Origin of the sequence: Microcystis wesenbergii FACHB-1317, from assembly GCF_014696875.1 — a bacterium.
Taxonomy (GTDB): Bacteria; Cyanobacteriota; Cyanobacteriia; order Cyanobacteriales; family Microcystaceae; genus Microcystis; species Microcystis wesenbergii_A.
On sequence record NZ_JACJQV010000089.1, the window covers coordinates 62,152 to 85,501 of the forward strand.

The window sequence follows — 23,350 nt, forward strand, 5'->3', positions numbered from 1 at the left end:
ACGAGGTACATTATCAATGTTGAAAAGCTTAATTATCAAAGGCTTAGTTGTACCACACAAGTGTGAAAACCGCTATAAATGCCTCTTAGCTTACCTCAGCCTTGAGATAACTGCGACCATGAAAAATCCTTTGCGATCGCATTGGACAATCTCTCCTAGGGCTTGACATAAACCCAGCAATAATGTTATAATAAAACACTGGCTTAAGCCAAAGACAGCAGGCGCAAAACAGCTTAAATACCCTGCCGAGGTCAAAGCGAGAAAACAGCAGCCAAAAAGACTAAAGAAAGAGATATTTTCTGTCTTGGTCGTGCCTGAACTGATTCTCTCCACTCAACCCCGGCGCTACAAGGGGTTATTTTTGTGCCTGTGGAACCGGTCCCCCGCATACAGGAGGTGAACAAGGGATGGGGAGAAGCAGAGAAAGCAAGGGAGTAATTCTAGAAGAATTAAAAACCTCCCTGAGGGAAGCTCAATTAACGATGGTCATCGACTATCAAGGTTTAACCGTCGCCGAAATCAGCAATCTACGCCGCAAATTGCGCCCCACGGGAACGATTTGTAAAGTCACCAAAAATACTTTGATGGGCTTGGCGATCGCTGAAGATAGTGGCTGGGAACCGATGAAAAGCCTTTTATCGGGAACATCCGCCTTTCTGCTCGTAAAAGAGGATATCGGTGGAGCTTTCAAGGCCTATCAAGAGTTCAAAAAAGAAAGCAAAAAAACCGAATTGCGAGGCGGTGTCCTCAAAGAGGGGACAAAAGGTCAACTGTTAACAGAAGATCAGATCAAAGCGATCGCCGATTTACCGTCGAAAGAACAGTTAATCGCTCAGGCCGCCGGAGCAATCAACGCCATTGCCACCAAACTGGCCCGCAGCATCAACGAAGTTCCCGCATCTTTGGCCCGTGCCGTCGATGCCGTGGCCCGTCAAGAAGAAAAAGAAGCGGCTTAACACCGCGCCAATCAATCACTTACAAACAATTAGGAGTCTAACCCATGTCTGCTGTAGCTGAAATCTTAGAAAAACTCAAAACCCTGACCCTCTTAGAAGCTGCGGAATTAGTCAAAGGTATCGAAGAAACCTTCGGAGTTAGTGCCGCCGCTCCCACTGGTGGCATAATTATGGCTGCCCCCGGAGCTGCTCCTGCGGCTGCTGCTGAAGCTGTGGAAGAACAAACCGAATTTAACGTCGTTCTCGAAGAAGTTCCCGCCGACAAGAAAATTGCTATCCTCAAGGTAGTGCGCGAATTGACCGGTTTAGGACTCAAAGAAGCGAAAGACCTGGTAGAAGCCGCTCCCAAAGCGGTTAAAGAAGGCACTAACAAAGATGATGCCGCCGCCGTCAAGAAAAAACTGGAAGATGCCGGGGCAAAAGTTAGCGTTAAATAGATCGCCACTGATTCTGGGGATGTAGATTACATCCCCAGACAAGCCGAAAAGCTCATTTCCTGATACTATAGGATTGTTATAGCAGTCTTGTAGGATGTCCAACCATGGAAAGCGTCGCTTACATTTTAGTTTTAACTATGGCTTTGTCGGTAATTTTCTTCGCCATCGCCTTCCGGGAACCTCCCCGGATTCAAAAGTAAATTTCTTAACTCCGTTTAGGTTAATAATTTTCTTCCCTGAGCCGCCCGCTTGTCAAAAGCAGGTTAGCGGCTCTGGTTTTCGTATTTAAAGGCTTAAATTAAAGGTTCCCCTCACCGAGCGCCTCCTATGCAATGCCCTAATTGTCAGCATACCGATAGTCGCGTTTTAGAGTCCCGTTCCTCCGAAAACGGTCAGAGCATTCGTCGTCGTCGTGAATGCTTACAGTGTAAATATCGCTTCACCACCTACGAGCGCATAGAATTCGTGCCGATCACGGTGATTAAAAAAGATGGTAAACGGGAATCTTTTGATCGCTGCAAACTGCTGCGCGGTATCGTCCGCGCCTGCGAAAAAACCGGCATTACCCCCTCAAGATTAGAGGCGATCGTCAATGATATCGAATCCCGTCTGCAGCAAGACTCAAAACGGGAGGTAACAAGTCAGGAGATCGGTCAATTAGTCCTAGAATACCTCCGGCAAGAATCGGAAGTAGCCTATGTGCGCTTTGCTTCGGTTTACGGCAATTTTCAGGGAATTAGAGACTTTATCGCCGCTTTAGCGCTGCTGCAATCCTCCGAAATCGAACGCGCTCATCCTTCTTGGTCTCAAGTGGAAGAAGCCAGCGTGATCACCTCATCTTAAATAGTCCCCGATTCAGTTATAATTAGGATCCCTTGTGCTATTTAAAGCCCAAGCTCTGGTTAGATTCTTAAGAGTCATTCTTGAGGCGGATTGCCTGCAAGAAAGCCGGATGCGGCAGTTCATCCCCTAGGCCCTGCCTAGGAACTAAATTGGGAGGCATCTCCTTTATTTAGAAACTGTACATCACATAGGAGGAAAAACCTACGGAAATTCCGAGGCCCAAACAACGTACATGACCACCCAAAAAACCGCAAACAAAAACATAGGCTTTACCCATGAAGATTTTGCCGCCCTTCTAGACAAATACGATTATCATTTCAGTCCGGGAGATGTTGTCGCCGGGACTGTTTTCAGCATGGAACCCCGGGGAGCGCTTATCGATATCGGTGCTAAAACCGCCGCTTTTATCCCCGTGCAGGAGATGTCGATCAACCGTGTCGATAATCCCGAAGAAGTTTTACAACCCAACGAAACCAGGGAATTTTTCATTCTTACCGACGAGAATGAAGATGGACAGCTAACCCTGTCGATCCGTCGCATTGAATATATGCGCGCTTGGGAACGGGTGCGTCAATTGCAAAAAGAAGATGCTACCGTGCGATCAAATGTTTTTGCCACTAACCGTGGTGGGGCATTAGTCAGGATTGAAGGTCTCCGCGGCTTTATCCCCGGTTCTCACATTAGCACCAGAGAAGCGAAAGAGGATTTAGTCGGTCAGGAATTGCCCTTAAAGTTTTTAGAAGTGGATGAGGATCGCAACCGTCTGGTTTTAAGTCATCGTCGCGCTTTAGTGGAACGCAAGATGAACGGTTTAGCCGTGGGACAGGTGGTAATCGGTTCCGTGCGCGGAATCAAGCCCTACGGTGCTTTCATCGATATTGGTGGAGTCAGTGGTTTACTGCATATTTCCGAAATCTCTCACGATCACATTGACACCCCCCACACGGTTTTCAATGTCAATGATGAGTTAAAAGTGATGATTATCGATCTCGATGCCGAAAGAGGTCGCATTTCCCTCTCGACTAAACAATTAGAACCCGAACCGGGAGATATGCTAAAAAATCGCCCCTTAGTGTTTGAAAAAGCGGAAGAAATGGCGATTAAATACCGAGAAAAACGTCTAGCGGAAGCGGAAGGCCGGACCGTCTCGGAAGTAGTGGAAGAAATCGAAGTTCCCCCCGCCTTGGAGGAGGAAGATTTAGTTCTCGCTGCCGCCGAGGAGTAAGTCAGTTATCAGTTATCAGTTATCAGTTATCAGTTATCAGATTTGAGTTTTAAGTGTACAGTATTAAATAGAAGTTTCCTACTGTCTTTTCACTGATTACTGTTTACTGGACGGCTACGCCGTGCCTTTGGCAACACTGAAACGTCTCCCAACTCCCTGTTTATTCAATCTTCAGACACTGCCGATAAATCCTGTAATTCCGGTCATCCCCTCACTAATATTGACATCGAGGAAACGATCCAAGTCATCGAAAGTGGTTCCGTAGGTAATAGTTTTATCGTCGTATCCTTTCAGACTGACGGTATGTTGCTCAAAAGCTTGGTGGAGATGGGGTAAACCGATGAGATAACTGTAGGTAGTTGCTCCGATGGCTAAATCCCTATCCATTTCTTTAGTAGCCGACTCTAAACGAAAAGCGGCGTTGACTGTATCGCCGATCGCCGTATAATCTGGATGTTCACCGCTGCCAGTATTGCCCACCATGGCATAACCAGTATTCACTGCCGCACCGATGCGTAATTTGAAGGGTAAGGGATATTGTTCGCTTAAGGCGCTGGTCATTTTCTGTAGTTGCCTAATTGCTTGGAAAATTTGCAGGATATCGTCTTGACTGACTTCCTGTTGGCCGTGAAACCAGATGGCCATGATCGCATCACCGATATATTTATCTACCCAACTGCCGGAACTGCGGATAATACTCCCGGCATGGCGAAACCAATTGCCAATCAGAGAAGAAAGCACTTTTTCGTCTAATTGCCTCGTTAAAGCCGTAAAATTTCGTATATCCACCACTATCACCGATGTTAAGCGCCGTTCATGGACGGTGGAGGTGGGGGTATCCCATTCTAAATGGTGCGGTTGCTTGCCCACATTAGTGGGAGTAGGACGATAGAACTGCACTTCGGTTTTGCCAAAGGTAATCTGATCCTTGTTATGGATAGTCACCGGAATGGCTACCCTTCTGCCATTGACAAAAGTTCCATTGCGACTACCCAGATCGATCAGATAAAAATCTCCTGTTTCCGTGCATTGTAAAATAGCGTGATTACGAGAGATACAGTGATCTTTAATCATGATATCGTTATCTTTGCCCCGTCCGATTGTCCAGTAAGATCTGCCCACGAGAGGGAAAAAACGTTGTCCCTTCTTGGTATGGAGTAGTAAATAGGGATTTTTTCCTAGTAGAGCCACGGGTGTATGAGCAGCGATAGACAGGGGGTGCTAACTATATAGTTTATTCTATTGACCAGAAATGGAAATGAGCTAGGAAAACCATTAGGCCAGAGAAGCGGTAATCCAAAATAAACCATCGACTAAAATTGTACTCAATACGGCTCCGCTAAATGCCCACCAATGACACACCCGTTTTTGCAAAGGATAGATACCGATCGCTAAAAGCAGGTTGAGCAGCACGATCGCCCAACTGATGCCCCAGGGGGTCTGAATTTGGGCCAAGGCGTTATCAAATATCGGCGACACTAGGTTGGGGTCTAGTTCCACGGTCATTAATTGTCGCCAGTAGGGAATTAGTCCCGTTAGATAGAAATATAAGTCGGTGATGGCGGTTCCTAACAAAGAACCGAGATAGAAAAGATTGCCCACTTTGCCGCGACCTTTGTATAATCCCCAGAGAACAAAGGGCAGCCCGATCGCTTCCATGGGAATGTGGATCAAGGGTTCCCAACGCCACCAACCCCAGTACAGAGAACCGGCTAACCAACTCCAACTAAAGCCCAAAAGTAAATCCCCCCAAAGACTGATTTTTGCCTGTTTGAGCAGCCAAATCCCTAACCCCACCCAGAAAATGGTTAAACCTAGGCTAATTTCGGGATAGTAGCGCACTAGGGGCGCTTGCACGAACACGGGGACTGATACCAGAAATGCTGCTGTCCAAAAGACGGATTGACATTTTTCCCAGTTGGGGACTAGGGGTTTCAGGCGATCGGGATTGCTGGGGACGAGGGTAGAGTTGAGCAAAGGATTTCAGAATTGTTACAAAACTTTACTTATATTAAGATACATCATTCTTTCTCTACTATATCCCCCCTAGGGGCATTTTGAGCAATTAAAAAATTGTTTTTGGCGATGCGCTATCCTGTTAAAATCGAAACGACAGCAGCGATCGAGGAGTGCAGAAAATATGGCAGCGGGCCATGAGGAAAATCCCAGAATACCCCTAGATAAAGTTATTTTTGTCATTGCTTGCGTCTATCTAGGTTGGGTGGTGGCATGGCTCATCAGTCAAAAAAATGCCCCTGTCTCTCAAAATGGCACGATTTCCCCGGAAGATCAAAAGTTTATCGCCTATCTGCAATCATCTCTGACTATTATCGATCGCCAAGGTGCAACTTCATCCCCCGATCCTTATCCTTCTCCTAAAAATAACCCTTCTCCGGTAGCCACGGTTCCACCACCACCACCCGCTAATTTACCGGTTAATAATACTCCTAGGGTAATAGAAAGAATTTACGTTCCCGTTTATCCCCAACCCCCTAAAACCACTGCCAAAATTGTCCCGGTTCCACCCCCAAATCCCGATATTTCTGCGCCACCATTACCGGCTGCCCCCGAGGTGAAACCGCCGGTGGCAGTGCTTATTCCTACCAATAATCAGGTGAAAAATACCCTGGTGGGGGTGATGGATTTAGGCGATCAATCTTCAGCTTTATTTGATAATAAGGGCATAACTACTCGTATTTCTCCGGGGGAATTTATCAACGGTTGGACTTTAGTGGAAGTTGGTAATCAACAGGTTATTTTGTCTCGCAACGGCAAAATAAAAGTCTTAGAAGTGGGACAATCTTTTTAGGTTAAACGACGGATAAATTCCAGGGGTAAACCGTCTGTATCGGCAATAAAAGTGACTTCATAGACATGAGCGCCGATCATCTGTTGTTGAGGTGGCAAAAGAATGTTTAAAGGTTGATATAGATCGGCATCCTCTTGATGGGCTTGCTGAAAGTTATTTGTTAATTTTTCTAACCATTCTGGTAAACTGCTGACATTTTCTGTTAGGTCAAAAGACAAGTGATAATAACCGACATAATGCTGATCACCAAAGGCATCGGGTGCGGGTTTCGGTTGGGGAATTTGGATTAATTCGATGCGTCCGTTTAACCCGGTTAGCCAACAGGCCAAAGTATAACCCGTAGTGAATCTTTCCTCGAGGGTAAAACCGAGAAGTTGATAAAAAGCGATCGCCCGATGGATATTGGCGGTACGAATAGAAGCATGGTGCATTTTCAGTGATCAGTAATCAGTGATCAGTAATCAGTGAGAATTCGGGGTTGACAAGCAATCCTTCATCGATCTGCCTCCCGATTCAGTTTTGAGGTTGTCAGTTTATGTTTCTTCGTTACTTGGTATGATTTGATCGGGTGGTATAAATCGACTAAATCCTTATCTGGCAAGAGACTTAATTGATTACCAAAAACCGCAGCAATGTCTTTCTCTATAATGGTTTCATCCCTTATCACCTCGTCCATTGCATAACAATTCCCGAAGAGCCGAGTTTATTAAGTGAGATTATTCACTGATAACTGATAACTGATAACTGATAACTGATAACTGATAACTGATAACTGATAACTGATAACTGATAACTGATTAATCAAAAAGACGAAAATAGGGGTAACGTTTGGGAACACCTGGTTCTTTTTCCAGATCAAAGTTAATTACATCCCAACAGGGTTCATCGGGGGCATCGGGGCTAAATTCTACTGGTAAACCGTAGAGACGGGGAATAATGGCTTCACCCGGTTCATTACCGCGCCAAGTAGTGTTACGTTCTAGGTAGGAACTAACTAAATCGCGATAACGGTTGGCAATAATCACTTTAGTCGCTTTAAATCCTTGAGTATAGAGGCGATCGAGTGCTTCGTGAATCTCAAAACGAATACCATCCGGGTGAGTGTGTTGACGATACCACTCACCATTCCAGAGTCGCCAATGCCGTCCTGACTGCAAGTGAACCAACTCACCCGTTTTGGGATCGGCTTCAAAAGCCCCATGGCGCGGACACAAATAGGTATCCGTCAAAGTGAGGGCGGGGATTAGCTGCCGACAGTGAGGACAATGGATATCGGGGCCAAAAACAGGGTATTGTAAACTTGCATTGATCATGGGAGAACCTAAACTAAAAATTGCTATCTTTGTACCAATAATCCTACCCATATTATACCCAACCAAATTGGACGGGTATTCTCTTTCGACTTTAGTGCAGATCCTTCCATGTCTTTAGATAACTTAAGATCAACTTCTAATTTCTGGCCCCTTGTTGATGTCAGTCAAGCGGCTTTTATTGCCCCCAATGCCACGGTAATGGGGGATATTTCCCTAGCTGTGGGGGTAAGTGTTTGGTATGGGGCGGTATTGCGTGCCGACGTGGAACGCATCGAAATTGGGGCTTATACTAATATCCAAGATGGGGCGATCCTACACGGAGATCCGGGCAAAATTACTATCCTTGAGGATTACGTTACCATCGGACACCGGGCGGTAATTCACGCAGCCCATATTGAACGCGGTTGTTTAATCGGCATTGGGGCAGTGATTCTCGATGGTGTGCGCGTCGGGGCGGGTAGTATTGTCGGGGCGGGTAGTATTGTGACAAAAGATATACCACCGCGATCTTTAGTGGTGGGCATTCCCGCTAAACGCGTCCGGGAAGTGTCGCCACAGGAGGCTCAAGAGTTGATCGAACACGCCGAGCGCTATGCTAAACTTGCCCTCGTTCATGGGGGAAAAGGTACTGATACCGGATTCCCAAAAGGGGCGGTTTAGGGTATAAATATAAAATGAGAATCAAGTAACAATCTTTTAAGCACCGATCGAGGAGAAGGAAATCTATGGACTGGAGAGTGTTAATCGTTTTAACCCCTTTGCTTATTGCTGGTGGCTGGGCTTTCTTCAATATCGGCGCTGCCGCTATTAGACAAGCTCAACAGTTTCTCAGCAAACAAAGTTAATAAAAGTTTATAATTCTTAGTAAAACCGACCGCCTAGGCGATCGGTTTTTAATTTTTCCTTATCTGGCGATCGCTGATTGGGGTGTGGGGTGTAGGGTGTAGGGTGTGGGGTGTAGGGTGTGGGGTGTAGGGTGTAGGGTGATGGGTGTAGGGTGTAGGGTGTAGGGTGTAGGGTGTAAGATGATGGGGAAATGGGGGAATTATGAATTATGAATTATGAATGATAACTGATAACTGATAACTGATAACTGAATTGTCATCTCGACTAGGAAACTAATTTTACACTAATACCTAACCATGAAATCTAATTGTCAAAATCTCATTCAAGAGCTTTCCCATCTAGAAATTATCACCGATCCGGGGCAAGTGGCGAAACTTTCCTTAGATTATTATCATTTTAGTCCCATTTTAGAGGCACAACTGCAAGATAAACGGGCTGATTTAGTCATTCGTCCCCACAATAGCCAAGAAGTTATTGACATCGCTAAAACCTGCGTTAAATACCAAATTCCTTTAACAGTTAGAGGTGCGGGTACAGGTAATTATGGTCAATGTGTTCCCTTGCAGGGCGGAGTAATTTTAGACACAACGAAACTAACAAAAATTATCTCGATCGAACCGGGTACAGCCCGGGTAGAAGCGGGGGTAAAAATGGCTTTTTTTGATAAACAAGCTCGCGCAATCGGTTGGGAATTAAGAATGGCTCCCTCTACCTATCGGACGGCGACAATTGGCGGTTTTATCGGGGGTGGCAGTGTGGGCATGGGTTCAATTAATTATGGACAATTGAAGGATAGAGGCAATCTGCAAGCAGTGCAATTAGTCACCCTAGAAGCGGAACCAAAAATTATCGAACTACGGGGGGATGAGGTAGAAAAAGTCAATCATGCCTACGGAACCAATGGCATTATTACCGAGTTAGAAATAGCCCTCGCTCCCTGTTATCCTTGGGCAGAATTTATCGTTACTTTTGCCGATTTTCTCACCGCCGCTAAATTTGGTCAAGCTCTCAGTGATAGTGATGGCATTGTCAAGAAAATGGTTAGTGTTCACTCTTGGCCAATTCCCGCTTATTTTACTGCTCTTAAGGATTATTTACCCACAGGAAAAGCGGCAGTTTTGTTAATAGTATCGGACAGCGATCGAGTTGCATTAGAGTCTTTAATTCAAGAATATAATGGTGAACTTACTTACTATAAAACGCCAGAAGAAACCCAAAAAGGCAACAGTATCTTAGAATTTACTTGGAATCATACCACTCTCCATGCGCGTAGTTGTAACCCCAAAATAACTTATCTACAGGCTTTTTATTTTAATCTAGCCACGGTGGAGAAACTCTATAATTATTTTGGGGAGGAAATAATGATGCACCTAGAATTTTTGAGATTTCAAGGTAAAGTTATTCCCGCCGGTCTTCCCTTGCTAGAATTTACCACAGAAACTCGATTAAATGAGATTATTGCTATCTATGAACAACAGGGGGCAGCCATTGCCAATCCTCACACTTATATCATGGAAGATGGCGGCAGCAGACAGATTAATCCCCTGCAACTAGAATTTAAACAACTCGTCGATCCCTACGGATTGAACAATCCGGGTAAAATGCGAGCATGGGTTGAAGCAAGGGGGTAGGGATTCGATTCAAGCTAAATTAAACAAGATGAGTAGGTAGGCGTTAAAAACTATTAGATGCCCCCCTTATCAAGGGGGGATTAAGGGGGGATCGAACCTAAAACACTAACCGGTGAAAAGGGAGTGGGGAAAACAAAACTCCCCGCTGCCCCCTGCCTATTCCCAGACTTACCCCGATCCGATACAATTAAACGGTTGTCTTGGAAGAATTAATAGTGATCGAGCGTTATACTCTCCCTGCAATGGGGAATTTGTGGACGGATAGATATAAATATCAAACATGGCTAGAGGTAGAGATAGCCGTCTGTGAAGCGCAAGCAGAATTAGGCTATATTCCCGCGGATGCAGTGGCAGAAATTAAGGCAAAGGCTAATTTTGATCCCGATCGCATTTTAGAAATAGAAGCAGAAGTGCGCCACGATGTCATCGCCTTTTTAACAAATGTTAACGAATATGTGGGCGAGCCGGGACGTTATATTCATTGGGGTTTAACCAGTTCTGATGTATTAGATACCGCCCTGTCCTTACAATTAGTCGCCAGTTTAAACCTGATTTTAGAACAATTAGAAGATTTTATTCAAGCCCTGCGCTATCGCGCCCAAGAACACCGTTATACAGTCATGGTGGGACGTTCCCACGGCATTCACGCCGAACCGATCACCTTTGGCTTTAAACTAGCGGGATGGTTAGCGGAAGTGCTGCGAGGACGCGATCGTTTAATTCGCTTGCGCCAAGACATCGCCATCGGTAAAATATCCGGTGCAGTGGGAACCTATGCCAATATTGATCCGAAAATTGAGGCGTTAACCTGTCAGAAGTTAGGATTAGAACCGGATACCGCTTCCACTCAAGTTATCTCGCGCGATCGACACGCCGATTATGTGCAACAATTAGCCTTATTAGCGGCTTCGATCGAACGTTTTGCCGTGGAGATTCGCAACCTGCAAAGAACCGATGTCCTAGAAGTGGAAGAATACTTTTCCAAAGGACAAAAAGGCTCCTCCGCTATGCCCCATAAACGTAATCCCATCCGTTCAGAACGCTTAACGGGAATGGCGAGAATTATCCGTAGTCATAGCGTTTCCGCTTTAGAAAATATCGCCCTCTGGCACGAAAGAGATATTTCCCATAGTTCCGTAGAACGGGTGATGCTGCCGGATGTTTGCATTTTGACCCACTTTATGCTCAAGGAAATCACCGATTTAGTCAAAAATCTGCTGGTGTATCCCGAAAACATGAAGCGAAATATGAATGTTTACGGTGGCGTGATTTTCAGTCAAAGAGTTCTTTTAACTTTGGTGAGTAAGGGAATTAGCCGGGAATCTGCCTATAAAATCGTCCAAGAAAATGCCCATCGCGCTTGGAACACCGATAACGGCAATTTTAAAGCTTTTATCAGCCAAGATGAGCGAGTTACCGGCATTTTATCCCCCGACGAGATCGAAAGTTGCTTTGATCCCCAGCAGCACCTAAATCACCTTAATAGCATCTACCAAAGGTTAGATATTTAAGGAGCTTTCAGTGATCAGCTAACCACTAGCTTGTTGCTTTAGAAAGGTAATGACAGCGTTTTGGATTGTCGGTTGGCGATCAATTTTTTCTCAGAAAGCGATCGCTATTCGTTTCTCGATCAAGGTCGCGTTTGAAGATAAAACTAAAGAATCGGCGCAAGCGAGTACGAATCGGGTAAAATAAGGGTCTGTATTCGGAGTGTTCGTTTTTATGATGAAAATCAAACTCTTGAATTTAGGTAGTATTAAAGAGGCAGAAGTGGATCTTCGGCCTCTAACCGTTATTATTGGCCCGAATAATTCTAATAAAACTTATATCGCCTACTCGATTTATGGGTTATATCAGCTTGTCAGCCTTAATTTTTATGATGAAATTTTAGAAAAAATAGAATTTACAACTCAAGCCGATCATTGGTCTTTAAAAATAGACCGACGTTTTTATGATGTTATATCCGAAGTTATTCAAAGTTACGCATCTAGATTTAGCGGGATAAAACTACAATCTTTTTTCCAAGATTCTAGCGGTAAAATTTTTGAAAAAACAAAATTCAGTATCGAAATCAAAATTTCTGAAGATGATATTAAAAGAGCTATAGAAGAAGTTTTAGCGGATACAATACTTGGAATCGAGAAAATCGAGCGAAGTGATAACAATAGTGAGATTTTATTTTATTGGGAAAAACGCAACGAAGAACATACTGATTTTCTTAGCAGGATAGTTATTGGTACTTTTATTAGTACCGTCGGAAAATTTTCTGACATACTTCCTTTACCCGCCGAAAGAAACGCTTTTATAAATACCTATAAAATGCTGGCCAATAGAAGATATAAGCTACTTAAAGAGAATCAGAGAGAGCGATTGATACGAGGACGTATTAATCGAGAGCCATTGATACAAGGACTTATTAATCGAGATAAGCAGTTAGAGTTACTGAAAGAACAGGGAGATATTCGCTATCCTCAACCAGTAGAGGATTTTTTAGATTTTTTAACTGACATAGAACTAGAAAATAAGCCCGATCCCATTGCCAAAAACAAAAATGATTTTCAAAAATTAGCTGATCAAATTGAAAAGTATATTCAAAATAACAATAAAACAATCTTTAAAAAGACTAAAATCGGAGGCAGAGAAATTAAAGTTTCGGTAAAAAGAAGTTTAGAAATCGATCTTTATAATGCTTCCTCGTCTATTAAACAATTAGCACCGCTTTTACTCTATTTACGCTATCGAGCAAAATCGGGGGATTTTCTGGTGATCGATGAGCCTGAAATGAACTTACATCCAGAATCTCAGGTAAAATTGTTAGAATCTTTAGCGATTTTAGTAAATTTAGGAGTTAGAATTTTATTGACGACTCATAGCCCCTATTTGATGGCTCATCTTAACAATATTGTTAATGGTAATCACCAAAATCCAGAACTTTTAGCCGAACAAGCTAAATTGCTTTATCTGCAAGATAGCCGAGCTTTTCTTAAAATGGAACAGGTTAGCGCCTATGAAATGAAAAATAATCAATTACTTTCTTTACACGACCCTGAATACGGTATTCGTTGGGATACTCTCAGCGATGTATCAGTTGATATTCAACAAAAGTTTTTTGCAATTTATGAAGCAGGACAACAAAACCAAGAAACCGAAGAAGGATGTTCCTCAGAAGAAGAATAAACTCGATTGGCAGAAATTTAACTTTTTAGAAAATTTGCTTATTTTCTGTACCGTACCCGATCGGATCGCTCCACCCGAAAGCGGTGTCAGCTTTCGGATTACCAAGCCAAAAAAAGATTCCGTTTGTATTTTATTTAAAACTGATCGTCAGAAGGATCCTCTCGTTAGAGATCAAAATCAGAAAAGACCTGATTATTTATCTCTTTTTATTCAGAATGGCTTACTTCTGCTGACGATTATCGAGATGAAGGGAACTAATAAAAATTCCACGAGTACAGGTATCGAACAAATTACAACTTTTAGAGATATTTTAAAACAAGAAATTGCCGATCATGTCACCAGTAAACTCAAATATAAATTACAAGCTATCCTATTAACTCCCTATAATGCCAATATTCCTCTAGAGGCGATCAACAAGGAAGCGCAGAAAGGATTTATTATTTTACCTATTCAGTATAATTTTAAAGCGGAGCTTTATCCTTATGTTTCCAAGACTTACAGTCAAGCGGATTTAAGCAAAATAAATTATATTCACGACGAGCAACATAAAGAATCCGATTGTTTGTTAATCGAAAAATTGTTGGCTAGACAAGCATCGGACAAACGTAAACAGGATAACTATTATTCATGTAAATTCACTCCCACCAAAGATAGACAAGGCATCTATATAGATTATCAGGTGTCGAGCGATCAAGACTGGATCACCCTATTAACCGATCCGTGGGGAACGAAAGTTCAATTGGCTTACTGTAGTGATGATTCTCAAAGGAACTTGCGTTTTGATAATGTAACAGTGAGGTTTTGGCTAATTCTCCTACAGATGATTTGTTTGGATGGTATTTTATTCCTAAGCAGGTCTCAAAGTTTAATCGATCAAATTCAGGAAGAGATTAAAAATTTAAACATATATGGAATGGTAGAGATGGTAAGTCGCCTAATCAATAGTTAGCATAAAAAAGTGGTGTAGAGAAATCTATATATAAATGGCTCCGCAATAAACTTGACAAACTTGAGGTTTTGGTGCGGTTGTCTAAGGAACCGAAGCGACCACTACTGTTGCCGAATCCGAGCGCTCCGATGCAGCCGATTTTGTCGGGTGCGTTCCCTGCTGCAACGAGGGGGAACGCACCTTACCGATTATGATATAATCGCAGCATATACTTCTCGCTTGCGACAACCGCGATGAATGTTTTCTGGCGCTATTTCCCCTTGGCATTTGTTGTTATGCTTTCTAATTGTTTCACCCCACAACAAGGGCGAACGGAATCGCCTAAAATTACCTGTGAAACAGAAAGCTATCCTTCCACAAAGCAAAAAGTTCCCACGACAATGATCCAGCTCATGTTAAGCTACCGCTAACCCATCCTACAAATAATTGTGCCTCTCTACTTACAGTTCATTCAATGTGTGATTACCCCGCAACCTCGATCAAGTTGTAGGGCGCTGATTCTGGCTGGGAGTCCGAACTTTGACGGCTCTCTTGGATTTACTGGCAAGATGTAGGTTATGCTCCAAGCAGTAAAGTTGAGGTGTTCAATCATGAAAAGTCTTTTGCTAGGTGTTCAAAATTTGGAACTAAGCGATCGCACCGCCATGTATCTACTATTTAAAAATTACTTTAAAGGTGTAACTTGGGATGGGTTTCAAATTGATCTAGAGCGCAAAAACTGGGTTTTATTGTTAAGAGATGAAACTAGCAATGCCCTGAAGGGATTTTCGACTCTTATGTTCTCTCAGCAAACTTATTTAGGAGAACAGATCGGTGTGGTATACTCAGGTGATACCATCGTTGATCCAAGTGCTTGGTCGAGTACCTCGTTACCGCGTAGCTGGATTGCTGCTGTCACTTTTGTGCACCGACAATATGCTGCCAATAAGCTATACTGGCTGTTAATCTGTTCTGGGTTTCGTACTTATCGCTTTCTCCCTACTTTTTGGCAAGATTTCTATCCCCGTTATAATGTTGAAACCCCTCCTAGTATTACCAATCTAATGGCAAGTCTGGCTAAAGAATACTATGGAAATTCTTACCAAGAAGCAACTGGTATCGTCCGCTTCCAACACCCTCAAATTCTCCGGGAGGGATTAGGGGAAATACCGGTGGGAAGACAGGCTAACCCCCACGTTCAGTTTTTTCAAAAAAAAAACCCCGGCTATCAACAGGGAGATGAGTTAGTCTGTTTGACTGAAATCTGCTATGATAATCTCACGGCGGCTGGAAGGCGGATGTGGCCTTGATCTTATTATTGTAACTCCTTTTTCTCGTTAGAACTGCCTCTGTCAGGTTATATTTATGCTGTCTGAACACTCCTTCTCAAATTTTAACAATCCTGAGCAATTTATCCAAGGATGGTACTGGGCATTACCATCCAGAAAGTTAAAATTTGGCCAGGTAAAAGCTCTAACTTTGTTGGGTAGAAGTTTGGCAATTTATCGGGGAGAAAGCGGTCGGGTGATGGCGGTAGATGCCTATTGTCCCCATATGGGGGCCCATTTAGCAGAGGGGAAAGTAGAAGGTGATGGAATTCGCTGCTTTTTTCATAATTGGAAATATAATGAGCGGGGAATGTGTGTAGATATTCCTTCCCAAGAAAAACCTCTACCGGTGACTATTAAAACTTGGCAGACAGCAGAAAAATACGGAATGATTTGGGTTTGGGTGGGAGAAGATAAGCCAAGCCCTTTACCATACCTACCAGAGTTAGAAAATGTCAACTGTGATTATACATTGGGAACTCACTTTTTCAAAAATTGCCACCCTAATGTATTACTTATTAACGCAATTGATGCTCATCATTTCAATACAGTACATCACCTACCCGTAAAAATTATCTTCTCTTCTCAAGAACTGAACCCTAACGCTATTATCTTCAACAACACTACCCGAGGAGGGGAGGATTCTTGGTTAATTCGCCTGATTCGTCCTCTCTACCGCAACGAAGTTACTTATAGTATGTGTTACTGGTATGGGAGCAGCGGAACTGTGACCCTAGGGCCAGATTTTCTGCACTTTTACATTATCTTTGCCCTGCGAATGCTTGCAGGAGGAAAAACCGAAGGACAAACAATTCTGGTAACTTCCCAACGGACTGGATTATCGGGATGGATTATGAATCGCGTTTTGCTATGGTTGACCCAGCAGGTTGGTAATTACTTCGCCGGGGGAGATACCCAAGTATTTCAAACAATTCGGTTTGATTTGCGAACTCCCACCAAAGCAGATAGTTCTATCCTGCAATTCATTGAGCAGGTCAATCGCCAGCAAGCCTTAACCTGGGGAACTTGGAAGGCTGTCAGTCATCCCATGCCTCAAACGCCGGCCTCGTCTTACTCTGAACCCCCATTGATGGAAACGGAAAAAAATGAAATTCCCAGGTAAAATCGCCGGTTTTGACCTACCGCACCATAATTCCCCTGACCATTTACACCGGATACTAACAGCGGCATTGCCTCGGCAGAACAATTATGTTCTTTCTCAGAACTTAAATTATTGGGATGCTGAATTTTTCAATTTACATCGAGTCAAAGTTTTTGAACAATCTCCCGTGGATGAGCAATCTGCTATTTTGGAGCTAGTCGGCGGCGGCCTACTAGAAGAATCCTATTTTATTGAGAAGGCAGGCGTTGGCTACATGGCCAAAATGGTGTTGTTAGCAGAAACCGTTGAGGAACGAATGCTCTATGGGCTGTTTGCTGCTGATGAAGCCATCCACCTTAACCAGATAAGCAATTTTTTACTGCGGCGGGAAATGACTAATACAAACAATCCGTTTCTCTGCCTACTGTCAGAAGTGGCTGAAAGCTCGGATAAAACGGTATTGCTCTTTGTGCTACAAGTGGTGTTAGAAGGTTGGGGTTTGAGCCACTATCGACGTTTGGCGAAGGAATGTCGCCATCCTCAATTAGCAGAGATTTTTTCGGGCTTTTTAGAGGCTGAATCTCGCCATCATAGCACGGGCAATGCTTTATTTAAACAGATTTCAGTTGCTGGCTCCAGTCAGGCGACAATTATTGATATATTAGCACAATTTTTATTTATGGTTCAAATGGGACCCCAAAACGTACTGGCAGGAATTGAGCAAGTAAAAGGTCATTTAACCCGATCTCAAAAAGTCAAAATTCTCGAGGAGCTAGATACGGAAACCCATAGTGGTATTAGGTTGAAACTGCTGCGATCGCTAATGAATATAAAATCAGCATATGCCATCTTTCAAGCTTTAGAAGAAAGGGGTGCTTTTCAACCTATTCCTGCCCATAAATGTGTTCTTCAATCTGCTGGTAATTAAATTAGATATGGAAAAACGTATTCAAGGCAAACTGCAAATTAATTACAATCGGAATAAACAGCAAGACCATACTGCTTTAATGGATGAAGTAGCTGCCAGCTTTCGCTATGAAGATTGTCAGAATGAATATTGGAATCCAGAGGAATTTTCTTTGCTCTACGGGACTCCTTTATGGGAGCAGTCTAGTCCCCATCAGCGCCTTATTTTAAACCAACTTTATTGGGTAGCTTATTACTCACAAATCGTCTCGGCTGAAATTGCTACTATCTTTTTCAATCAGACCAGCGCGGCAGGACTTTATGCCCATGAAGATTTTCGTTTAATCTGCGATACGTTGGACTTAGAGTCATCCCAAGAACGGGCGCATATTAAGGCCTTTCGTACTATTGCCAAGCAGACCGAACAATCGCTATTCGGAAAACTTATCTTCACTTACCCAATGCGCGGACCTTTTACGGAAACGATGGTCTATGCTGAAACCAATACCCTTAAAACATGGTGGAAAAAACTTCAACTGCAATATTTTGGACTGATTTCTGCCAATAATACCTTCTTGGCCTGTCAGTATTTTACAGTGCGAGGGGTGCGGACTCTAAATGGGAAAATAGTCCAACATAAACTCAGCAATTATTATCAGAGATATTGCCCTCAAGAATCTGCTCCTATCCCTGCTCAGGTTTCCCATTGTCACTTTCTAGATGAAAGCTTCCACTTCAATAGTTCGACAATTATCTCCCACGATGTTATTAACTGCTTGACACCGCCAACTGCTTTTGAGCGATTGGTTGCCAATTTAGGACTCTGGGGATGTCAGCGGGATCATTTTCACTTTTCTGTGGCAATTAATGGAATTTTTTGGTACGATCCTGCGTTATATGAGAAAATTTATTATCTACTGCGATCGCCTATTTTTGGCCTGGGTCAAGGGGAGGCGCAGGAAATGATGGATTGTTGTTTTACTCAAGAGTCAGAGGGTTTACACCGTAGTTTTTTAACCCATCAAGAAGCCATGGCATCCTATAAGGTATATGTGGAAAAGCTGGATTATCTTTGGCCGTGCAATCGGGAAATGTCCCTGATGGCATCTAATTGTATCTCTGGATACTTGGCAATTCAAACGCGAGAATTACAAAGGTTTAAATATCGTCTAAGATACAGTTCGCTGACAAGCGAGTGGAACAAACCACAAAGACACAAAGGACACAAAGATTAATCGCTTCTATATAAGTTAAACTGGTCGCAACGCGCTCGCTACGCGAGATCACACAAAGAACGAGAGAGCCTAAATTGGTTAGCTGTTATGACTGATTTGTGTAGAATATCTTTTCCGTCTACTGATTTTGCCGCCATTATTTTGCCATGCCATGAGAATTTATCTGAACATTTGACGGTTCATAATTCCCCTGTTTTATTTGGCTGTCGGACTGGTATTTGTGGTACCTGTTTGGTGGAAGTCGTTGGCGATATCCCCCCTCCCCAACCCGAGGAACGGGAAATATTGGAGAATTTAGCTCCCCATTATCCGCAGGTGCGGTTGGCCTGTCAGCTTGAGCTTACAGGTGATATCGAGATGGTAGTCCTAAAATAGACAAGGGCGAAATGGGAATGCGCTATGGTAGCCGGGGAAAGTTGGGGGGATATCCAATACTGTTCAGTTAGTGTCACAAACTTAACACGAGGAAGGGTGTGGAGAGGGGATGGAATTAGCAAGGCTTTTGGTTTCCCCCGTCCCCTCTCGGCCACTTCACCATTTCTCTTATCTGAACAGTGTTGGGGGGGAGATCTTGTTTCGGGTAGGTAAATTGTGGGATGATAGGTTAATTGGAAAATTTGACAGGGGGCTGGGCCAGGACGGGCGGAATGTAGCCGCAAATCTTTATTAAGGGTCGGTTTTGAGAGTCTGCTATGCAATTTCAGGATTTCTGGTATATTGTATCCCTCAGCAAACATTTAAAGGCTAACCAAGTATTAGCACGCACTGTTTTAGGAGAATGGCTGGCGATATTTCGTGGCAGTAATGGAGAACCAGTAGCGTTGCAGGATCGCTGTTTACATCGTAACAGTCGTTTGTCAGAGGGTAAAGTCAATCGTGGTATCTTGCAATGTCCCTACCACGGTTGGCTCTATGATGGGAATGGCCATGTTATTGCTGTCCCTGCTCAAGGACATAGCTTTAAATCTCCTCCTGGTTGTCGAGGGAAATGTTATGCCGTCAAGGAACGAGATGGTTATGTCTATGTCCGGTTGGCTGCAACCCCAAGGGTTGACTTTGAACCTTTTCCTATGCCTCACTACGGACAGCCCGGCTGGGAAACAGTACGGGTAATTAATCGTTTTGCTAACGATGTTACCAACTGCGCCGAGAACTTTATTGATATTCCCCATACCGCTTTTGTTCATCAGGGTATTTTTCGCTCCTCCCGACAAAAAAAGTTAGGGATGACTGTTAAACGCTGTAATGGTGCAGTTTTAGTGGAGTATCACCACGAAAGTAGTAATTTGGGATGGTACAGATATTTTCTTAATTTTAAAGGCACAGGGATTAAACATAGCGATCTCTTTTTTATGCCTAATATTACCTGCGTGGAATATCAAATGGGAGGTAATCGCCATTTATTTATTACCAGTCAATCTATCCCCGAAACCCATAATTCAACTTTGGTTTACACGGATATTACCTATAATTATGGCATCTGGAATAAATTAGCACTTCCCTTTGTGGGCTGGACTGCTCAACATATCATTCGCCAAGATGTGAAAATTTTAGGGGTTCAAGGAGAAGCTATCGCTAAATACGGCACAGAATTTTTCCCTACTCCTGCGGATACAATTCACCTTTTCGTAGAGTCAATTAGAGGGGCAATTGGTCGGGGGGAAGATCCGCGATTATTGCCCAATAAAACCGTTGAAGTTAACTTTTGGGTTTAAGGTCAATGCTAGAAAAAAATTACTTACAATTGATAACTTTGAGCAGCTTTATTATTTTAATTGCTTGGACGATTAGCCATAAGTCCTCCCGCAGTCATCTCCAAACTAAAACTTGTCAAGATTGGCTACTAGATGGCAGCGGATTAGCAATTCAAGGAATTTTTATGCCCTTACTACAAGCTCTGTTGTTTTCTGAGCTTTGCCAGCATTTGACAACTGATTATCAAGGCTGTCTTAAACTATCACTAATTCCCTCCTTTATCCTTAGCTTTGTTATGGTTGATTATTTATACTACTGGAATCATCGTCTGTTACACCTTAAATTATTTTGGCCAGTTCATCAAGTCCATCATACCGTTAATCAAATGGATGTGTTCGGAACTTCTAGAAACACCATCTGGACAAGTTTGTTAATTATTTATTTATGGATAAACCCATTATTTTTATATTTATTAGCTAAACCCACAGGCTATTTATTAGGAGTTAGTTTGACATCTGCCCTAGATTTATGGCGGCATAGCCGCTTGCTAATCGCCCCTAATAGCTGCTGGGCTAAACTTCTCTCCCCTTGGTTAATCTTACCAGAGGATCATGCCTGGCATCATGGTAGAGAAACGAGGGACTATAACTATGGGGCTAACCTGAAAATTTGGGATAAGTTCCATGGAACCTATTATCAATGTCAAGAATCCCCTTCTGCCCTAGGGATTACTACTTCACTAAACTTGATGCAAAAACTTTTTTTCCCATTCCTATGACTATTTTCGGTAGAGTCATTTCATTCTTTCCTGCCTTTATTTTGTTGCTGACTGGAGCGGCAATATTTTACTTTCTGGCTTTACCTAGTATGTTTAGCCTCCTAGCTGTGTTGCTGTCTATCTATGGGTTCCCGCCGTTGGTTTATCGCTTACATGAATATTTTTATCCTGTACGAGAGGGGATTAGTTATCTACAGATGAAAGAATATAGTCCTTGGTGGGGTAGCCATCAAATCCAGGTGATTTATATTGCCATTCCAGTGTTAGAAACACTATTAAGGTTGATTCCGGGGCTGTTTTCATGGTGGTTGCGATTATGGGGGGCAAAAGTGGGGAAAGATGTTTACTGGACCCCAGCCCTAGAAATTAGTGATCGCGGTTTTTTAGAAATTGGCGACCGGGTGGTTATCGGTCATCGTGTCGGAATTTATTCTCATATCATCAAGCCTCGGAAAGCTGATTTAATGTTATATGTCAAAAAAGTTAAAATTGGTAATAATGTCTTCATTGGGGCTGGCTCCCATCTAGCTCCTGGAGTAGTTCTTAGTGATGGTACATTCTTAACTTTAGCCACTGACCTCTATCCCAATCAAAGGATATAATAATGCCTCCAATTATTCAGCTATTTGGAAAAATACTTGCCCCCAATGCCCAGCGGTTTCAGCAAGCATTGAAACGCCCAGAGTTAGCCCAGAAACTGGTACACAGAGAAATCGTTGCTCGTCTCATCAAGAGTGCCTACGGTCGAGCATTGGGAATTAATTCAATAAAAGATTGGTGGCGAGTTCCCCTAGTAGATTATGAAGATATCATCCCTTGGTTAAAGCCAACAGTTCAACATCATAAATATCAACAAATTTCCCTGACTCCTGAACCCATTCTATTTTTTGAGAAAACCTCTGGTAGTAGCGGGGCGATGAAATTGATTCCTTATACTCAATCTTTGCGCCGCTCATTTAACCAGATGTTCTGTGTCTGGGCCTATGATTTAATCGTGAACGGACCTGACTTTTCTACAGGAAAGATTTACGCTTGTATTTCACCAAGATTAAATGCAGCTGATAGTCAAAACCTACAGAATGATTTAGATTATTTAGATGGCTGGTTGCGCTATTTTTTGCGTCCTTGGTTATTGCTGCCCGAACAACTTAATAACTTGAATAATATCCCAGCTTTTAAGCATCAATTAGCCCTAGCTTTACTCAAGGCTGAGGCATTGGAGATAATTTCCATTTGGAGTCCCACCTTTCTCCAAATCCTTTTAAAATATATTCAGGAGAATCAGCAGTTATTGCAAGCAGAATTACAGCAGCGAATTTCACTTAATCGACTAAAACTACTCAGCGAAAGTCCTATTCCTTGGCCACAAATATGGCCAAGCTTGAAACTAATTTCTTGCTGGGATAGTGCTAATGCAGCAGTTCAAGCTCAAGGGTTGCGCTCGCAGTTTCCGGGGGTATTAGTTCAAGGAAAGGGGTTATTAGCCACAGAAGCACCGATGACCATCCCTTTGATTAAAGCGAGGGGATATGTACCAGTTCTGGATGAAGTGTTTTTCGAGTTCGAGGATAACCAGGGTGTTCTCTTAAGTTTAACCGAACTTACCATTGGTCAAGAATACAGACTCATTTTGTCCCAAAAGGGGGGATTATATCGTTATCGCATAGGCGATTGCGTCCGCGTCACCCACTACTATCAAAACACTCCCTGTTTAGAGTTTCTGGGAAGATATCAAAGCTTGAGCGATTTAGTCGGGGAAAAATTGTCAGAAGCTTTTGTCAATAATGCTCTGACTAGGTTGAACTTACCAGCAACCAATTTTAAAAGCTTGGTGCCAGCCGCCGCTCCACCCCATTATCTTCTCTTGCTAGATAGGGCTGAAGAAACCCCCGCCATGATTGCTCAAAAGCTAGATAGTATCTTATCAGAGTCTTATCATTATCGGAGGGCGCGGGGGCTTGGTCAGCTTGAACCGCCAGAAGTTTTCATCTCCCCTCAAATCCCTGAACTATTGGTTTCCTATCACATCCGCACTGGAAGTATTTGGGGGGGTATCAAGCATCCAATGCTGGCCACATCACCCCTTAGCACCCAACTTTTACGAGATCTCAGAAAAATGTATAATCCTGAGTAGCAGCAAA

The 23,350-nt window shown here is 43.1% G+C and carries 26 protein-coding genes and 1 other annotated feature; of the genes, 22 read left to right on the forward strand and 4 right to left on the reverse strand.

What is annotated here, in order from left to right; genetic code table 11:
* Nucleotides 1-190 precede the first annotated feature (190 nt).
* Nucleotides 191-371 (forward strand) — a sequence feature (ribosomal protein L10 leader region).
* 36 nt (nt 372-407) lie between these two features.
* The 5 genes from rplJ to H6F92_RS05170 all read left to right on the forward strand — a co-directional run bounded on the left by rplJ (nt 408) and on the right by H6F92_RS05170 (nt 3,461).
* On the forward strand, nt 408-956 hold the full coding sequence (gene rplJ / locus H6F92_RS05150; protein ID WP_002781109.1) for a 50S ribosomal protein L10: 549 nt from the start codon (nt 408-410) through the stop codon (nt 954-956).
* Nucleotides 957-1,000: 44 nt separating this feature from the next.
* The gene (rplL, locus tag H6F92_RS05155) at nt 1,001-1,393 is read left to right on the forward strand and encodes a 50S ribosomal protein L7/L12 (RefSeq protein ID WP_002781111.1); all 393 of its coding nucleotides are present in this window, start codon (nt 1,001-1,003) and stop codon (nt 1,391-1,393) included.
* A gap of 104 nt (nt 1,394-1,497) precedes the next feature.
* Nucleotides 1,498-1,593 carry a photosystem II reaction center protein T gene (locus H6F92_RS05160; protein ID WP_012267019.1) on the forward strand — a complete coding sequence of 32 codons (96 nt, stop codon included), beginning with the start codon at nt 1,498-1,500 and terminating at the stop codon, nt 1,591-1,593.
* 127 nt (nt 1,594-1,720) lie between these two features.
* Nucleotides 1,721-2,236 (forward strand): transcriptional regulator NrdR, encoded by a 516-nt coding sequence (gene nrdR / locus H6F92_RS05165; RefSeq protein WP_190357014.1) that lies wholly within the window; start codon nt 1,721-1,723, stop codon nt 2,234-2,236.
* 232 nt (nt 2,237-2,468) lie between these two features.
* Nucleotides 2,469-3,461 carry a 30S ribosomal protein S1 gene (locus H6F92_RS05170; protein ID WP_190357015.1) on the forward strand — a complete coding sequence of 331 codons (993 nt, stop codon included), beginning with the start codon at nt 2,469-2,471 and terminating at the stop codon, nt 3,459-3,461.
* A gap of 171 nt (nt 3,462-3,632) precedes the next feature.
* On the opposite strand, the gene H6F92_RS05175 is transcribed toward H6F92_RS05170, so the two are convergent.
* Together H6F92_RS05175 and H6F92_RS05180 are read right to left on the reverse strand one after the other, a co-directional pair.
* A complete protein-coding gene (locus H6F92_RS05175) occupies nt 3,633-4,652 on the reverse strand; it encodes an adenylate/guanylate cyclase domain-containing protein (protein WP_190357016.1) in 1,020 nt (339 codons plus the stop codon).
* Nucleotides 4,653-4,736: 84 nt separating this feature from the next.
* A complete protein-coding gene (locus H6F92_RS05180; protein WP_190357017.1) occupies nt 4,737-5,438 on the reverse strand; it encodes a DUF3120 domain-containing protein in 702 nt (233 codons plus the stop codon).
* A 163-nt stretch (nt 5,439-5,601) separates the two neighbouring features.
* Here H6F92_RS05180 and H6F92_RS05185 point away from each other — a divergent pair, with 163 nt between their 5' ends.
* A complete protein-coding gene (locus H6F92_RS05185) occupies nt 5,602-6,270 on the forward strand; it encodes a hypothetical protein (protein WP_190357018.1) in 669 nt (222 codons plus the stop codon).
* On the opposite strand, the gene H6F92_RS05190 is transcribed toward H6F92_RS05185, so the two are convergent.
* Nucleotides 6,267-6,701 (reverse strand): VOC family protein, encoded by a 435-nt coding sequence (locus tag H6F92_RS05190; RefSeq protein WP_190357019.1) that lies wholly within the window; start codon nt 6,699-6,701, stop codon nt 6,267-6,269. The genes H6F92_RS05185 and H6F92_RS05190 overlap by 4 nt on opposite strands.
* A 366-nt stretch (nt 6,702-7,067) precedes the next feature.
* A complete protein-coding gene (locus tag H6F92_RS05195; protein ID WP_043995535.1) occupies nt 7,068-7,583 on the reverse strand; it encodes a TIGR02652 family protein in 516 nt (171 codons plus the stop codon).
* 108 nt (nt 7,584-7,691) lie between these two features.
* Between H6F92_RS05195 and H6F92_RS05200 the strand changes: the two genes are divergently transcribed.
* The 16 genes from H6F92_RS05200 (at nt 7,692) to H6F92_RS05270 (ending at nt 23,343) form a co-directional block, all read left to right on the forward strand.
* A complete protein-coding gene (locus H6F92_RS05200; protein WP_002786047.1) occupies nt 7,692-8,243 on the forward strand; it encodes a gamma carbonic anhydrase family protein in 552 nt (183 codons plus the stop codon).
* 65 nt (nt 8,244-8,308) lie between these two features.
* A complete protein-coding gene (locus tag H6F92_RS05205) occupies nt 8,309-8,428 on the forward strand; it encodes a photosystem II protein Y (RefSeq protein ID WP_002737284.1) in 120 nt (39 codons plus the stop codon).
* Nucleotides 8,429-8,725: 297 nt separating this feature from the next.
* Nucleotides 8,726-10,060 (forward strand): FAD-binding oxidoreductase, encoded by a 1,335-nt coding sequence (locus tag H6F92_RS05210; protein WP_190357020.1) that lies wholly within the window; start codon nt 8,726-8,728, stop codon nt 10,058-10,060.
* Nucleotides 10,061-10,275: 215 nt separating this feature from the next.
* Nucleotides 10,276-11,571 carry an adenylosuccinate lyase gene (gene purB / locus H6F92_RS05215; protein WP_190357061.1) on the forward strand — a complete coding sequence of 432 codons (1,296 nt, stop codon included), beginning with the start codon at nt 10,276-10,278 and terminating at the stop codon, nt 11,569-11,571.
* A 49-nt stretch (nt 11,572-11,620) separates the two neighbouring features.
* On the forward strand, nt 11,621-11,755 hold the full coding sequence (locus H6F92_RS26485; RefSeq protein WP_256378293.1) for a hypothetical protein: 135 nt from the start codon (nt 11,621-11,623) through the stop codon (nt 11,753-11,755).
* A 27-nt stretch (nt 11,756-11,782) separates the two neighbouring features.
* A complete protein-coding gene (locus tag H6F92_RS05220) occupies nt 11,783-13,237 on the forward strand; it encodes an AAA family ATPase (protein ID WP_190357021.1) in 1,455 nt (484 codons plus the stop codon).
* On the forward strand, nt 13,179-14,186 hold the full coding sequence (locus H6F92_RS05225; RefSeq protein ID WP_190357022.1) for a hypothetical protein: 1,008 nt from the start codon (nt 13,179-13,181) through the stop codon (nt 14,184-14,186). Before H6F92_RS05220 ends, H6F92_RS05225 begins: the two co-directional genes overlap by 59 nt.
* Nucleotides 14,187-14,776: 590 nt before the next feature.
* The gene (locus H6F92_RS05230) at nt 14,777-15,475 is read left to right on the forward strand and encodes a hypothetical protein (protein WP_190357023.1); all 699 of its coding nucleotides are present in this window, start codon (nt 14,777-14,779) and stop codon (nt 15,473-15,475) included.
* A 55-nt stretch (nt 15,476-15,530) separates the two neighbouring features.
* The gene (locus tag H6F92_RS05235) at nt 15,531-16,616 is read left to right on the forward strand and encodes an aromatic ring-hydroxylating dioxygenase subunit alpha (protein WP_190357024.1); all 1,086 of its coding nucleotides are present in this window, start codon (nt 15,531-15,533) and stop codon (nt 16,614-16,616) included.
* A complete protein-coding gene (locus tag H6F92_RS05240) occupies nt 16,600-17,523 on the forward strand; it encodes a ferritin-like domain-containing protein (RefSeq protein ID WP_190357025.1) in 924 nt (307 codons plus the stop codon). Before H6F92_RS05235 ends, H6F92_RS05240 begins: the two co-directional genes overlap by 17 nt.
* A gap of 7 nt (nt 17,524-17,530) precedes the next feature.
* A complete protein-coding gene (locus tag H6F92_RS05245) occupies nt 17,531-18,736 on the forward strand; it encodes a P-aminobenzoate N-oxygenase AurF (protein WP_199308132.1) in 1,206 nt (401 codons plus the stop codon).
* Between the two features lie 87 nt (nt 18,737-18,823).
* Nucleotides 18,824-19,111, forward strand: coding sequence for a 2Fe-2S iron-sulfur cluster-binding protein (locus H6F92_RS05250; protein WP_045357798.1), 288 nt, complete (start codon nt 18,824-18,826; stop codon nt 19,109-19,111).
* A 317-nt stretch (nt 19,112-19,428) separates the two neighbouring features.
* Nucleotides 19,429-20,451, forward strand: coding sequence for an aromatic ring-hydroxylating dioxygenase subunit alpha (locus H6F92_RS05255; RefSeq protein ID WP_190357026.1), 1,023 nt, complete (start codon nt 19,429-19,431; stop codon nt 20,449-20,451).
* A gap of 38 nt (nt 20,452-20,489) precedes the next feature.
* A complete protein-coding gene (locus tag H6F92_RS05260) occupies nt 20,490-21,209 on the forward strand; it encodes a sterol desaturase family protein (protein ID WP_199308133.1) in 720 nt (239 codons plus the stop codon).
* Entirely contained in the window at nt 21,206-21,811 is a 606-nt protein-coding gene (locus H6F92_RS05265) for an LbetaH domain-containing protein (RefSeq protein WP_190357028.1), read from the forward strand. Before H6F92_RS05260 ends, H6F92_RS05265 begins: the two co-directional genes overlap by 4 nt.
* Before the next feature lie 2 nt (nt 21,812-21,813).
* Nucleotides 21,814-23,343, forward strand: a complete 1,530-nt coding sequence (locus H6F92_RS05270) for a GH3 family acyl-acid amido synthetase (protein WP_190357029.1) — start codon at nt 21,814-21,816, stop codon at nt 23,341-23,343.
* Nucleotides 23,344-23,350: the final 7 nt, after the last annotated feature.